12 protein-coding genes and 1 riboswitch are annotated in these 14,021 nt (G+C 70.5%); of the genes, 4 read left to right on the forward strand and 8 right to left on the reverse strand.

The genetic code is table 11. The features are described from left to right. Positions 1-10: 10 nt before the first annotated feature. Positions 11-931, forward strand: coding sequence for a diacylglycerol kinase (locus tag CX1_RS01495; protein WP_432264141.1), 921 nt, complete (start codon positions 11-13; stop codon positions 929-931). A gap of 456 nt (positions 932-1,387) precedes the next feature. After that, on the forward strand, positions 1,388-1,543 hold the full coding sequence (locus tag CX1_RS12155) for a hypothetical protein (RefSeq protein WP_155867459.1): 156 nt from the start codon (positions 1,388-1,390) through the stop codon (positions 1,541-1,543). Positions 1,544-1,593: 50 nt separating this feature from the next. Here CX1_RS12155 and CX1_RS01500 read toward each other — a convergent pair whose 3' ends face one another. From CX1_RS01500 to CX1_RS01530, 8 genes are all read right to left on the reverse strand, one after another. Further along, on the reverse strand, positions 1,594-3,492 hold the full coding sequence (locus CX1_RS01500; RefSeq protein ID WP_046649717.1) for an ABC transporter ATP-binding protein: 1,899 nt from the start codon (positions 3,490-3,492) through the stop codon (positions 1,594-1,596). Between the two features lie 163 nt (positions 3,493-3,655). Further along, complete coding sequence (locus tag CX1_RS01505) at positions 3,656-5,740, reverse strand: heavy metal translocating P-type ATPase (protein ID WP_046649716.1); 2,085 nt, start codon at positions 5,738-5,740, stop codon at positions 3,656-3,658. Further along, positions 5,737-6,165: a Cd(II)/Pb(II)-sensing metalloregulatory transcriptional regulator CmtR gene (gene cmtR / locus CX1_RS01510; protein WP_082718973.1), complete on the reverse strand. Its 429-nt coding sequence runs from the start codon at positions 6,163-6,165 to the stop codon at positions 5,737-5,739. Before cmtR ends, CX1_RS01505 begins: the two co-directional genes overlap by 4 nt. 132 nt (positions 6,166-6,297) lie before the next feature. After that, positions 6,298-6,804, reverse strand: coding sequence for a hypothetical protein (locus CX1_RS12160; protein ID WP_046649715.1), 507 nt, complete (start codon positions 6,802-6,804; stop codon positions 6,298-6,300). A gap of 15 nt (positions 6,805-6,819) precedes the next feature. Then, positions 6,820-6,948, reverse strand: a riboswitch (SAM riboswitch). Positions 6,949-6,972: 24 nt separating this feature from the next. Next, entirely contained in the window at positions 6,973-8,427 is a 1,455-nt protein-coding gene (locus CX1_RS01515) for a maltokinase N-terminal cap-like domain-containing protein (protein WP_113570096.1), read from the reverse strand. Then, positions 8,424-10,190, reverse strand: a complete 1,767-nt coding sequence (gene treS, locus CX1_RS01520; RefSeq protein ID WP_052753058.1) for a maltose alpha-D-glucosyltransferase — start codon at positions 10,188-10,190, stop codon at positions 8,424-8,426. Before treS ends, CX1_RS01515 begins: the two co-directional genes overlap by 4 nt. A gap of 155 nt (positions 10,191-10,345) precedes the next feature. Continuing rightward, the gene (locus tag CX1_RS01525; protein WP_060925164.1) at positions 10,346-11,860 is read right to left on the reverse strand and encodes a PH domain-containing protein; all 1,515 of its coding nucleotides are present in this window, start codon (positions 11,858-11,860) and stop codon (positions 10,346-10,348) included. Beyond that, positions 11,857-12,342, reverse strand: coding sequence for a PH domain-containing protein (locus tag CX1_RS01530; protein WP_046651583.1), 486 nt, complete (start codon positions 12,340-12,342; stop codon positions 11,857-11,859). The genes CX1_RS01525 and CX1_RS01530 overlap by 4 nt, the downstream gene beginning before the upstream one ends. A 159-nt stretch (positions 12,343-12,501) precedes the next feature. Between CX1_RS01530 and CX1_RS12490 the strand changes: the two genes are divergently transcribed. Both CX1_RS12490 and CX1_RS01540 read left to right on the forward strand, forming a co-directional pair. Then, on the forward strand, positions 12,502-12,747 hold the full coding sequence (locus tag CX1_RS12490) for a hypothetical protein (protein WP_162488628.1): 246 nt from the start codon (positions 12,502-12,504) through the stop codon (positions 12,745-12,747). 103 nt (positions 12,748-12,850) lie between these two features. Next, positions 12,851-13,999 (forward strand): ATP-binding protein, encoded by a 1,149-nt coding sequence (locus CX1_RS01540; protein WP_060925165.1) that lies wholly within the window; start codon positions 12,851-12,853, stop codon positions 13,997-13,999. The last annotated feature ends 22 nt before the right edge of the window (positions 14,000-14,021 follow it).

Genomic DNA, 14,021 nt, shown 5'->3' on the forward strand with positions numbered 1-14,021 from the left:
AAAGTACCCGATGGGGATGACCGAAATCGGCGCGGTCGCGCTGGTCACCAATCCCCGGGCCGGCCATGGCCGGGCCGCGCACGCGGCCGAGCGCGCCATGGCCAGGCTGACGGAGCGGGGGGTGTCCGTGGTCGCGGTCCAGGGGCGCGACGAAGATGCGTCGAAGTCCCTGTTGGCGGAGGTCGCCGCAGATGAGCGTGTCGACGCCTTGGTAGTCGTCGGCGGCGACGGCATGGTCAACCTGGCGCTGCAGGTGCAGGCGGGCACCGGATTGCCGCTGGGCATCATCCCCGCCGGCACCGGCAACGACCACTCGCGCGAGTACCGGCTGCCCAGCTCCCCGGAAGCCGCCGCCGACGTCGTCGCCGACGGATTCTCCATCACCACGGACCTGGGCCGCATCACCGCCGACGACGGCACGGCCCGCTGGTTCGGCACCGTGATGTGCTCGGGCTTCGATTCGCTGGTCTCCGACCGGGTCAACAAGATGACCTGGCCGCATGGGCGCAGCCGCTACAACCTGGCGATCCTCGCCGAGTTCCTCAACTTCCACGCGCTGCCCTTCCGCATCACGCTCGACGACGGCACGGTCCTCGACGCCCCGATGATCCTCGCGGCCTTCGGCAACACCCGCAGCTACGGCGGCGGCATGAAGATCTGCCCGACCGCCGACCATTCCGATGGCCTGCTCGACATCACGGTCATCGGCCAGGCGTCGCGCACGAAGGCGGCCATGACGTTTTCCAAGGTCTTCACGGGCGAGCACGTCGACGTCGACGAGGTCACCGTCCACCGCACGCGCGCCGCGCGCGTGGAGTTCCTCGGCGTGGGCGGCCACCGCGCCTACGCCGACGGGGACCTGATGGCCACGCTGCCGGTCTCCGTCGAGGCCGTGCCCGCCGCCGGCCGCTACATCGTGCCGCGACCGTAACTGGTCGTGACTAGACCGGTCTGTACCGGTCGGGTCCGCTGTCGCCGACCGCAGGTGTCGTCGACCTGGACGGCTCCGCCCCGGAAAATCCATGAAGGACCCGCGCTGCCCCCGCATCGGGGGAGGTGACGGGCCGATCGTCCGTGTTTTTCCGGCGAGGGGTTTACTCCCGGCGCAAAACTAGACTAAGTTGTTCATCAGTCGCCGGGAACGCCCGGCATCCCGCCGGGGAAGGCCCCGGATTCCCGGGCAGACGCATCGACGAAAGGAGCACCCGATGGTCCACGCGAACATTCATCGTGCGGTTCCGTCGTCGTCGATGTGCAGCTGTCATTCGTCCGCGCCGCGACCGTAGCGCCGGCCCCGAGAGGGCCCCTTCTCCATCGGTCGCCGTGCGGACGTCCTCGTCGAAAAGCGAACGCAGACAGCCGACCACGAACCCCGGAGTCCACCGACATGACCGCCGCACTGGCCACCCCCGCCGCCCACCAGCACGACGCCGCCGATTCCTTCACCTTCGCCGACTACGTGACCCTGTTCGCGTACGACGGCCCCCGCCGCCCGGAGATCCTGGGCAGCGACCTGGTGTCCTGGGTCGACCGGGCGGCGTAGGCCCCCGGGCAGACCGTACTTCCCGCCCCTGGGGCCCCCGTCCCGCCCGGCTACACCTCCAGGCCGAACTGCTTCAATCGCTTGCGGTCGGCCGCCGAGGCCGACGCCGTGAGCTTCAGTAGCTCGGCGTAGATGCCGCCGGACACCGCCAGCTCGGCGGGCGAGCCGACCTCGCCGACGCGGCCCTGATCCAGCGTGACGATGGTGTCCACGTTGGAGATCGTGGACAGGCGGTGGGCGATGATGATCGTCGTGCGGCCCTCCATGAGCTTCTCCAGGCCGCGCTGCACCTCGCGCTCGGCCTTGGTGTCCAGGGCGGAGGTCGCTTCGTCGAGAAGCAGCACCGGCGCGTCCTTGAGGATCGCCCGCGCGATGGCCACGCGCTGCTTCTGCCCGCCGGACAGCTTCAGGCCGCGCTCGCCGATGGTGGTGTCGTAGCCGTCGGGGAAGCGGCGGATGAACGCGTCGGCGTTGGCGCGGCGCGCGGCGTCCTCGATCTGTGCGTCGGTGGCGTCGGGGCGGCCGTAGGCGATGTTCTCGCGGATGGTGCCGGAGAACAGCGCCGCGTCCTGGAACACCACGCCGACCGAATTGCGCAGTTCGCCCATGTCGACGTCGCGCACGTCGGCCCCGCAGACCCGCAGCGCGCCGCCGGTCGGCTGGTAGAAGCCGAGGATCAGGTTGACCAGCGTCGACTTGCCGCCGCCCGATTCGCCGACCAGCGCGACCTTCTCGCCGCGGCCGGCGCTGAAGGTCACTCCCTCGAGCACCGGGTTGCCGTCCTCGTAGGCGAAAGTGACGTCGTCGAGGTCGATCACCGGCGAGCCGTCGGCGGGCGGGGCCAGGCGGGCCGGGGCGGTGCGGGCTGCCGCGCCGTCCTCGCCCTCGCTTGACGACGACCCGGCGCTTGCGTTTCCGCCGCCGTCGGTGGCGGCGGCCGCGACGAGTTCCTTCGGCGCGGACGCCTCCGGTTCGAGCGCCATGACGTCGAAGTAGTCGCGGGATCCGGCGACGGCGCGCTGCGCGGCGTCGACGAGGAAGCTCATCATCATCGCCGGCTGGCGGGCCATGTTCACCAGCTGGATGAGCATGACCATGGTGCCGATGGTGAAGTCGCCGTGGAGCGTGCGCAGGAACAGCAGCAGGTAGATGCCGAAGAAGATGAGGTTCAGCAGGCCGCCGCGCAGGGCGTCCATGCGGTGCCACCACGACGACTGCTCGCGCGTCAGGCCCACGGTGCGGTCGTAGTGACCGGCGAAGTCGTCGACCTCGCGGACCTCGGCGGTGAAGGAGCGGACGACCTTGACCTGGCCGACGACCTCGGCGAACCTGCCGCCGGCGATGTCGACCTGCTCGTTCTTCTTGCCTTCGATCTTCTGCCAGCGCTTCGACGTCAGCGTGGTCAGCCACATGTAGGTGGGGAAGACCGTCGCCAGCAGCAGCGCCAGCGGCCAGTAGTGCCAGCCGGTGATGCCGAGCACCGCGAAGACGGTGAGCAGCATGGGGAAGAAGTTGTTCGAGAACGACTGCAGGAACTGGGTGACGTTGGTGATCGACCGTTCCAGGCGGGCGATGATGGTGCCCGTGACCTGGTCGTCGAAGTAGCGCTGCGGCAGCGACAGGAGCTTGGCGAAGTAGCGGGTGGACAGGATCTCGCGCATGCGGGCGGTCATCACGTCTCCGAGGTAGCCGCCGAGGTTGTGCACGACGGTCTGCACCAGGTCCGCGATGAGCAGGCCGATGGCCAGCCAGACGATCGCCGTGACCGCGCGGGCGACCGTGTCCGGGTCGCCGGCGCCGATGGCGTCGACGATGGTGTCCGTGGCGTCGCGGATCAGGAAAGGACTGACCAGCGAGGCGATCGCGGTGCCGATCGAGCTGATGATGATGCCCACGTAGAAGGGCCACAGCACCTTGGTGGTGCCGAGGATCCTGGCGAGATAATTCACGGGAGGGCTCCTGTCGGGGGTGGAGGCAGGCGGGGCATTGATCCGGGAACCGGCCCAGGGGCGGGCGCGGGGGTTGCCGCGCGGCCGCGAACGGCCAACCCCATATAACCCGGGCCCGGTGGAGGGTATTCCCTCGGGTCGGGTGATGCCCGGCACCCGGGAGTCAGATCTCCGCCTTCGCCGCCCTGAGCCCGTTGAGGATGACCACCACTTCCGCGACTTCGTGGATGAACACCACCGCCGCCAGGCCGAGGACGCCGGTCAGTGCCAGCGGCAGCAGCCCCACGATGATGAGCAGGGACAGGCCGATGTTCTGCTCCATGATCCGGCGGCCGCGGCGGGCATGTTCCAGAGCCTTGGGCAGCAACCGCAGGTCATGGCCGGTGAACGCAACGTCGGCGGACTCGACGGCGGCATCGGAGCCGGTGGCGCCCATGGCGATGCCGATGTCGGCCGATGCCAGCGCGGGCGCGTCGTTGATGCCGTCGCCGATCATGGCGACGCCCTGGCCGCGGCCGTGCCCGGCGGCGGCCAGCTCCGTCACGGCATCGGATTTGTCGCGCGGGGCCAGTTCGGCGCGGACGTCGCCGATGCCGGCCTGCTTTGCCAGCGCATGCGCGGCACGGCGGTTGTCGCCGGTGAGCATGGTGACGCCGATGCCGGCGCGCTCGAGTGCGGCGACGGTCTCGGCGGCTTCGGGGCGCAGTTCATCGCGCACGGCGATGATGCCCGCGGGTTCGCCGTCCCGGTGGACCACGACCACGGTGTTGCCGTCGGCTTCGAGCCGGTGCACCTCGTCGCGGAGATCGCCGGGGTCGAGGTTGCGCGGGCTGCCGACGGCGATGGCCGTGCCCCCGACGGTGCCCGTCAGTCCCGTGCCCGCACGTTCCCGCACATCGACCGCGATCGGGGGTTCGGTGGTGGCCGCTCGTTCGGCCGCATCGACTCGTTCGGTGGCGCCGTCGGCCCCGGGTGTTCCGGCCTCCCGTCGGAGAGCTCCCGCCGTGATGGCGGCGGCCAAGGGGTGCGTCGAATGCCGTTCCAGGGCCGCCGCACAGTCCAGGACGTCATCGGCGGTGACGCCCCGCTCGCGCATGGGCTTCGACGCGATGGCGGCGGTGACCGTCGGTTCGTTGCGGGTCAGGGTGCCGGTCTTGTCGATGGCGACGCGGCCGATCGCGCCGAGCCGCTCGAACGCGGCACCGGACTTCACCACGACGCCGAAGCGGCTGGCCGCGCCGATGGCCGAAATCACGGTCACCGGCACTGAAATGGCCAGCGCGCACGGAGAGGCGGCCACCAGCACCACCAGGGCCCGGGTGATCCACTCGACCGGATCGCCGAGCAGGGAACCGATGATCGCCACGACCGCCGCCAGCACGAGCACGCCGGGCACCAATGGCCGGGCGATGCGGTCGGCGATGCGGGCGCGGTCGCCCTTCTCCGCCTGAGCGTCTTCGACCAGGCGCACCACGGCGGTCAGGGAATTGTCGTCGCCGGGCGCGGTCGCCGTCACCGTCATCGGGGCGCCGACCGCGATGACGCCTGCCATGATCTCGTCGCCGGCGGCGACCTCGACCGGGATCGACTCGCCCGTCACGGACGAGGAATCGACGGTGGCGTGGGCGTCGTCAAGCAAAGAATCCGTGGGCACCCGCCCACCCGCGGGCACCGCCAACCGCATGCCGGGACGGATCTCGCGCGCGGGGATGGTGCGGCGCGAACCGCAATCCGGGTCGATCACCGTCGCCGTGTCGGGGATGAGGGAGAGCAGCGAACGCAGGCCGCGGCGGGCGCGGTCCATCGCCTTGTCCTCGAGAGCCTCCGAGATGGAGTACAGGAACGCCAGGGCCGCGGCCTCGGCGACGTACCCGAGGAGGACGGCGCCGATGGCGCTGATGGTCATGAGCAGACCGATGCCGAGGCGGCGATGCCGGAACAGGCCGGTCAGCGCGCCGGGCACGAACGTCGACGCGCCGAGCAGCAGCGCGAGCCAATACAGCGCCGGCGAGGCGACGCCGGCGGCCGAGTCGGGCAGCGTCCACGCGCCGCCCAGCGTCGCCGACGAGGCGGATTCGGTGGCGTCGGGGGCCGCGAGGCCGATCAGGAACGCCGCGACCAGCGCGACGCCGGAGAACACCGGGACGAGGACCTCCCGATCGCACCACCAGGGCGTGGGCGGGGCCTCCGGCTCGGAGAAGTCCGTGGGTTCGGGGGCAACGTGCGAGCAGCCGCAGGCCGAGGTCATCGGACGGTCTCCTCGGTTGCGGGTTCGGCCTCGGGCTCGGGCTCGGACCCGGGGTCGGCGTCGGCGTCGGCGGTGGTGCTCGCGTCGCAGCAGCCCTCCACCGGGCAGGACGGGTCGAGGCAGGGGGCGTCGGCGTCGACGGCGAGCGTGACGTCCAGGAGATCGTTGAGCGCCTTGCGCAGGTGCGGATCGGCGATGTCGTACCGGGTCCGGCGGCCTTCCGGGGTGGCGAAGATGATGCCGCAGTCCTTCAGGCACGCAAGGTGGTTGGAGACGTTGGTGCGGGTCAGCTCCAGATCGTCGGCCAGGGCGCCGGTGTAGGCGGGGCCGTCGAGGAGCGTCATGAGGATGCGCGATCGCGTCGGATCGGCCATGGCGCGGCCGAGGCGGTGCATGACGTCGAGACGCGGGGCAATGGTCAGCATGTGCTGACCATAACACCCGTCAGTGGCTGCTGACGTATCGCGGTCCGGTGCGGCCATGGCCCTTGTCGGGGCCGTCGGACATTGGGGTGGCCGGGCATCGGTGCCGGGAGTGGTCGGTCGATCCGGGAGCGGTCAGTCGATGAAGTGGCATACGGCCGCATCCGTCCACCATGTCCCATTGTCGGGATGGCGGACCCATAGGCGGCGCGGCGACGGGCCGGGCGCGACGTCGGCGTCGACGACGATCTCGGCGGCCGTGCGCGTCGACCACCGAAAAAGGCCGTCATGGAAGAAGTGCAGCCGCCGCCCGTCCGGGGCGATGGCGATGAGCCGCTCGCCGTCGTCGGCGGCATCCAGCGACTGCGGCGTGACGACGAGGGCGTCGGCCGGCGGGGCCTCCGGCGCGGCGATCGGTGCGGTGTAGGCGGGGCGCAGTGACGGGTCGGCCGTGGTGCCGGCTGTGCTGCGGCGATGCCATGCCGCCGCGAAGCGCAGGCGGCGGGCGTCGGAGGGGGAGTGGTGGCGGCCCGTGGTGTTCTGGGGCGCGATTCGGGGCTCGTTCGCGGCTGCTGTCGCTATGGCGTTCGCGGCGGGGCTCGTGGACGAGTTCGTGGTGGTGGCGGCGTCGATGGCGCGCATGGCGGGTTCCTCCCGGTCGAGTTCTTCCGACCGCCGGAGATCCGGCGGTGGCCGGTCTTCCCGGGAGGGCACCGAGGCTCGAACCGCGGTTGCCGTGCGGCGATGAAGTCCCGGGGCTCGTGCAGCCCGCCGCAACTCTGGACCTGCCGCCACTATAGACCAAGCGGTCTATTCGGTGTCAAGCAACCTCGCCACCGCGGCCAACGGGAGCTCCAGCCAGCCCGGGCGGTTCTGGGCCTCGTACAGGCACTCGTAGATCGCCTTGTCCAGGATGAACGCATCCAGCAGCGCCGCCTCGTCTCGGGGATCGCGCCCCGACGTCGACGCGTACCCCTCCAGGAACGCATCCACGTTGTGGTCGGCCCACTCCGCGACGCGGAAACGCTGCTGGCGGGAATCCTCCCGGCCCGTCAGCAGCGGGTAGTGCGCCGCGTAATCGAAGGACCGCACCATGCCGGCGACGTCTCGCAAAGGGTGATCCGGCAAGCGCCGCTCGTCCCACGGTCGCGACGGCTCACCCTCGAAATCGATGAGCAGCCAATGCCGCGGCGTGCGCAGCACCTGACCCAGATGCAGGTCGCCGTGGATGCGCTGCACCGGAACCCCGTCGTCGTCGACGGATTCCGCGGCCTTCTCAAATACCGCCTCGGCAGCGTCGTAAAGCTCATTGACCTGCGGAACCAGCCCGGCCACATGGGCCAGGCGGACCCGCATCGGGGCGACGAGCTCCTCGCCCGACACCCGGCCGCGCACCGGCACGGCCGCCGCCAGATTCTCGTGGACCTCCGCGACCGCCGCGCCCAGCGCGGCCGCCTCGAAACCGAAGGCGGTGCCCAGATCCTCCGGCTGCAGGTCGGCTTCGCGGATGATGTCGCGCACCGACGTCAGGGCCATCGACCAGCCGTCGGCGGAATTGGGCACGAACTCCTGCAGCATCGCCGTGGTGTACTTCTCACCGTCGACCTCCAGCTCCGCCCAGCCGTACAGGCGCGGCACCGACGCGCAATCGGCCGCCGACAGCGCCGCCAGCAGCTCCACGTCGGCGTTGACGCCCGGGTGCAGGCGGCGGAAGACCTTCATCATCACCTCGTCGTCGAAGATGACGGAGGTGTTGGACTGCTCCACGCCCATCGGGCGGCCCTTCTCGGGCACCGGCAGCTCGGCGCCGGGCACCTTCTTCAGCACCATCGGGCCCAGCGCGCCGTCCGCCGCGAGGGCCCGGCCCAGCGCCGTCACCGCGGCGGGGTCGACCAGGGCGTCGTAGCCCAGCACGCCCTCGCCGGCGACGAGCAGAGCATCCTCGTGCGCCGCCGGCAGCGCGTCGCCCCAGGCGATCGGCAGCAGGTACGCCGGGGAGGCGCCGCCGCTGTGCACGCGGACGAACAGCAGGTCCACGTCCGGGGACTCGGTGTCGCCGCGCACCGCCGGCGCGTGAACCAGCACGTCCAGGCCGTCGATGCCGGCCGCCTTGTCGGCGAAGAACCGGTGCAGCGGCAGCGTGCGGACCAGCTCCGAGGCGATCAGATCGGCGTCGGGCAGCGTGAACCCCTCGCCGATCGGGCCCGCGGACGCGCCGCCGCCGAGATCGCCGGAGGTGGGGTGGGAATTTCCGTTGTCGGTCATCGATTCGCCTCTCGCTCATCGGAATCATCGGGCGCGCCGGCGGTCGCGGGCACCGGGGCGTCGGAAATGGCCTGCGCCACCGGCACGGTCGGCGCCGCCGACGACGCGGCGATCACCGGTGCCTCCGGCGGGGTCTGCAGCTCGAACCAGTAGAAGCCGTGGCCGGGCAGGGTGATCTGGTAGGAATCGGCCCCGATCTCGGGGAACGGCACCGAACCGGTCAGCTCCACCGGAATGGCGCCGGCGAACTCGGACAGGTCGAGCTCGACGGCCTGCGGGTACTTCGACAGGTTGTTGACGCACAGCAGCCGCTCGTCGTCGTACTCGCGCAGGTACGTCAGCACCGACGGGGTGGAGTTGTCGAGCTCGCGGAAGTCGCCGAGGCCGAAGGCCCGGTACTTCTTGCGCACGTGGACCATGCGGCGTACCCAGTTGAGCAGGGAGTTCGACGAGCTCATCTGGCTTTCGACGTTGATGGCCTGGTAGCCGTACGTCGGGTCCTGGATGGTCGGCAGGTACAGGCGGCCCGGGTCGCAGCGGGAGAAGCCCGCGTTGCGGTCCGGCGACCACTGCATGGGGGTGCGCACCGCGTCACGGTCGCCGAGCCAGATGTTGTCGCCCATGCCGATTTCGTCGCCGTAGTACAGGATCGGCGAGCCGGGCAGCGACAGCAGCAGCGCGTTGAACAGTTCGAGCTGGTTGCGGTCGTTTTCCAGCAGCGGCGCCAGACGGCGGCGGATGCCGATGTTGGCCTTCATCCGCGGGTCCTTGGCGTACTCGGCGTACATGAAGTCGCGCTCGGAGTCGGAGACCATCTCCAGCGTCAGCTCGTCGTGGTTGCGCAGGAAGATGCCCCACTGCGCCGACGACGGGATGTCCGGGGTCGACTCGAGGATCTCGGAGATGGGGAAGCGGGACTCGCGGCGCACGGCCATGAAGATGCGCGGCATCAGCGGGAAATGGAACGCCATGTGGCACTCGTCGCCGCCGACTTCGGGGTCGCCGAAGTACTCGACGACGTCCTCGGGCCACTGGTTGGCCTCGGCCAGCAGGACGCAGCCCGGGTATTCCTCGTCCATGACCGCGCGGCACTTCTTCAGGAAGTCGTGCGTCTCGGGCAGGTTCTCGCAGTTGGTGCCCTCTCGCTCGAAGAGGTACGGCACGGCGTCGAGGCGGAAGCCGTCGATGCCGAGGTCGGACCAGAAGCGCAGGACATCGATCATCGCCTCCTGCACGGCCGGGTTGTCGTAGTTGAGGTCCGGCTGGTGCGAGAAGAAGCGGTGCCAGTAGTACTGGCCGCGGACCCGATCGTAGGTCCAGTTCGATTCCTCGGTGTCGACGAAGATGATGCGCGCGCCGGAGTAGGTGTCCGGGTCGTCGGTCCACACGTAGAAGTCGCCGTAGGGCCCGTCGGGGTCCATGCGGGACTGCTGGAACCATTCGTGGCTGTCGGAGGTGTGGTTCATCACCAGGTCGGTGATCACGCGGATGCCGCGGGAGTGGGCTTCCTCCAGCAACAGGCGGAAGTCCTCGACGGTGCCGAATTCGGGCAGCACCGCGCGGAAGTCGCGGATGTCGTAACCGCCGTCGCGCAGGGGCGAGTCGTAGAACGGCGGGAGCCAGAGGCAATCCACGCCGAGCCATTGCAGGTAGTCGAGTTTTTCCCGGAGCCCGTTCATGTCCCCGGAGCCGTTGTTGTCCGAGTCGTTGAACGCGCGCACGAGAACCTCGTAGAACACCGCGCTGCGGTACCAATCATGCATGGGGACCAGGGTAGGGAAACGCCGGTCAATCCGCAGATGCTTCCTCGGGGTTGACTCCGATGGTCGGGGTCGGGGCCCCGGCGGGTGCCCGGTTTCGGCCGGCAGGTGCCCGCATCGGCAGGTGGGCGTCCCCGGTTTGCCGCTTTACGACGGCCTCACGCCCCGCGCCGTTCGTCGAGCACCCTGGTCAGGCGCTCCGCATCGTCCGGTGCGAGCTGCGCCGCGGTGACGGTGACGGGGCCGCCGACGAGATCGATGCGCACGTCGACCAGCGACAGCGCCCGGGTGATCGGGCCGCGCCGGAGGGTGTGGCCTTGGATCCGCGACCACGGGATGACGGCGCGGCGGCGGTGCAGGCGGCCGGAGGTGACGACCAGCGCGCGCGGGGTGATGCGCACGGATTGGTTGCGCCAGTCGATGGGGGAGATCCACACCGCGCGGCGGGGAGTCGCCCAGCGGGCCTCGGAAGGGGCGTGGGCCATCCCGGTGGCCCGGCCGATGACGGCGTCGACGATCGCGTCGGCGTCGTCGAGCGGCGCCACGGGCAGCAGGGTCGTGGATACTTCGGAGCCTTCGCCGGCGTATCCGGCGACGTTGATGCGCACCATCGCCCATTTCACCGGCCGCCACCAGGCGGGCTCGATGATCTGGAGGGCGTGGATGCGGCGGACGGGGATCGTCTGTCGGCGGGTGGCGGTCAGGCCGGCTCGGATCTGCAGGCGGCCTGCGTCGTCGTCGGCGGACAGCGTGAACCCGTGGAAACGGTTCCATTTCTGCCAGACGGAGGCGACGATGCCGACGAGGAACACCGCGACGCCTACGAAAGACGTGCCGGCGATGGCCCCGAAGGTCAAGGCGATGGCCTCGCCGACGGACACGCCTTCGACGAGGCCGAAGGCGGTCATGGCGGCGAAGGAACCGAAGAAGATGATCGGCGCGGCCAGCAGCACCAGCAGGCCCGGGCCGAGAGCCGCGGAGACGAAGAGACGGTCCGGCGGCACGGGGCCGTGGAGCGGGGTTTCCCGCGCCGGGTCGACGGGAGCGGTGCTGCCCTCCGGATGGCCGGGGCCGGTCGGCGTGGCCGGGTCCGTGGCCGCGGTCCCCGCGGGCAGGGAGCCCCCGGCGGATCCGGCGGACCCGGTGGGCCCGTTGGGCCCGACTTCCGCATCGACCGCCTCCCGCTTGGCCGCCAGGACCGCCGCGCGCACCGCCCGGCAATCGTCCATGGTCAGGAATCGGATGGTCAGCTCGGAATCCTTGCCGCCGGCGGTTTCCACCTTCACTTCGCCCAAACCGGCGATGCGCGCCAGCAGCGGCTGGTTGATGTCCACGGCCTGCACCCGGTCGAACCGGGCCGTGCGCCGGGACCGGATCAGCCAGCCGGAACCGATGCGGACCTCGTCGTCGGCAAGCTCGAAGAAGCGGTACTTCCACGACACCCAGGACAGGACGGCGGTGATGGCGATGATGAGCAGGGCAATGCCCGTGACGGCCAGCCAGACGAGCGGGCCCGAATCGGTGACGAAGTCGACCAGGTCGCCGAGGGACGACGACTGCTGGACCACGTTGAACGCGATGACGGCAATCGCCGCGGCCAACGCCCGCGCGCCGACGAGCAGCGGGGTGACGGGATGGACACGGCGGCGGCCGGGTCCGACGGGGCCGGTCACAGCCCGGCCATCCTCTCGCGGGCTCGTTCGGACAGCCGCTCGCGCAGGGCCCGGGCATCGGCGCGAGGCAGGCCGGCCAATTGCGCGTCGGAGGTGGCGGAGGCGGTGTTGAGCTTGACCGTGGCCAACCCGAAAAGCCGCAGCAGGGGGCCTTCGTCGATGTCGATGAACTGGATGCGCCCGTAGGGGACGACGGTGACGGAGCGCCACCAGCGGCCGCGGGCGACGATCATGTCCTCGTCGTCCTCGCGGTATCGGTGCGCGGAGACCTGGCGGCCGATGAGCCACAGGTTCCAGATGAAAACCACGGCGACCGCCGCGGCGCCGATCCACCACAGGACGTGGAGAAACACCGCCAGCGCGGCGAAGGCGATGAGCGGCGGGAGATACCAGATGGCCGCCGTGATCCGGCGGGCCGTCGCCAGCTTCGGGGACACGGGGGAGAGGGCGGGATTATCCGGGTCGAGCAGGTCGAGCGACATGATCCCGAAGCTATCAGCCGCGTCGGATCGGCGGCGGGCCGGTGATGGGGTGGTGGCGATGCGGTGACGGATGGGGGGACGGATCGGCGATGGGTGAGCGGTGGGTGATCGGCGGCCACCGGACTCCGGCGCGATCGCGATTCCGGCATGATGGGGCGCATGGAACCGCAGCGACGAGACGACGAATCCGATCCCCGGTGGGACGGCGGCCCCGACCCGCGGCCCCAGTGGGACGGCAGCCCCGACCCGCGGCCGATGCACGAGCGCGGCGAAGCCCCGGACGGCGACCCGCACGGGGACAACCTGTTCATGAAGTACCGCGGCGTATGGGCGGTGCTGATCACCCTCATCACTTTGCTGGTGTGCTGGCAGATCCTGCAGGTCGTCCTGGAGACGGGACTCTAGGGGACTCTAGGGGGATCTAACGGATCTACACCGGATACATGGATCTAACGGATCTACAATGAAACTCCGGATATAACGGATCTAACGCGAGGAGACGGCGGAGATGGTGGAAAGGACGGGGGCCGGACGGCCCCGCAACCCCTTCCGGCCGACTTTCGGCGTATCGCCGCAGGTCCTCGCCGGCCGCGATCGCCTGCTGGCCGATTTCGAACTCGCGCTCGCCGAGGGCCCGGGCAGCCCCTACCGGGCGATCCTGGTCAGCGGGGCGAGGGGCATCGGCAAAACCGTGCTGCTCAATGAGCTCGAGGACGTCGCCCGCGCCCAGGGATGGGTCATCGCGCGCGCCCACGTCGGCGAATCACTCATCGCAGATCTGGTGGGCACCACCGTGCCCGGCCTCATCGCCGACGTCGCCGATGAGCCGCCGCGCCGGGCCGTCACCGGCGCGTCGATCACGGGCATCGGCTCGATCAACGTCTCCGCGCCCGCCGACGATCGCCCGGCGCCGACCCTCATCGCTCGCCTGCGGGAGCTGTCGGCGCATCTGCGCGCTCGCGGCACTGGTCTGCTGATCACAGTCGACGAGGTCCAGAGTGCCGATCCCGCCGCCATGCAGGAGCTGGCCACCGCCTACCAGGACCTGGTCCGCGATGATTTCGACGTCGCCTTCGCCGCCGCCGGCCTGCCGCACGGCATCGATGAATTGCTCTCCCGCGACGGCACCACGTTCCTGCGCCGCGCCGAACGCCTGGACCTCGGCCCCGTGGACCGCGACGCCGCCATCGATGCGCTGCGCCGCACGTCCGCCGACGGCGGCCGCCCCATGGACGCCGACGCCGCCGAATCGGCCGCCGACATTTCCCGCGGGTACCCGTATTTGATCCAGTTGGTGGGCTCGCTGGCGTGGGCCCGGGCCTCGCTTGACGACGGGCCGGCCATCACCTCCGCCGACGTATCCGATATCCGCGACCGGGCCATCGACCGGATGGGCGCGCAGGTCCATCGACCTTCACTGCGGGGAGTGCCCGACGGCGAACGCATCGTCCTCGACGCGATGGCCCGGCTCATGGCCGAATCCGGCGAAGACGCCGTGGCCACCGGCGACATCGCCGCCGAACTCGGCCTGACGCCGCAGGGCCTGTCGCCGCGGCGGGCGCGGCTGATCGAACGGGAGCTCGTCCGGGCGCCGAAGTACGGGCATCTCGCCTTCGCGCTGCCCTATCTCGGCGAGCATCTGCTCTCCGGCGGCTGACCCCGGGGCCCGGCGGGCCGCC

It is taken from the genome of Corynebacterium xerosis NBRC 16721 = ATCC 373, from assembly GCF_001552415.1.
Lineage (GTDB): Bacteria > Actinomycetota > Actinomycetes > Mycobacteriales > Mycobacteriaceae > Corynebacterium > Corynebacterium xerosis.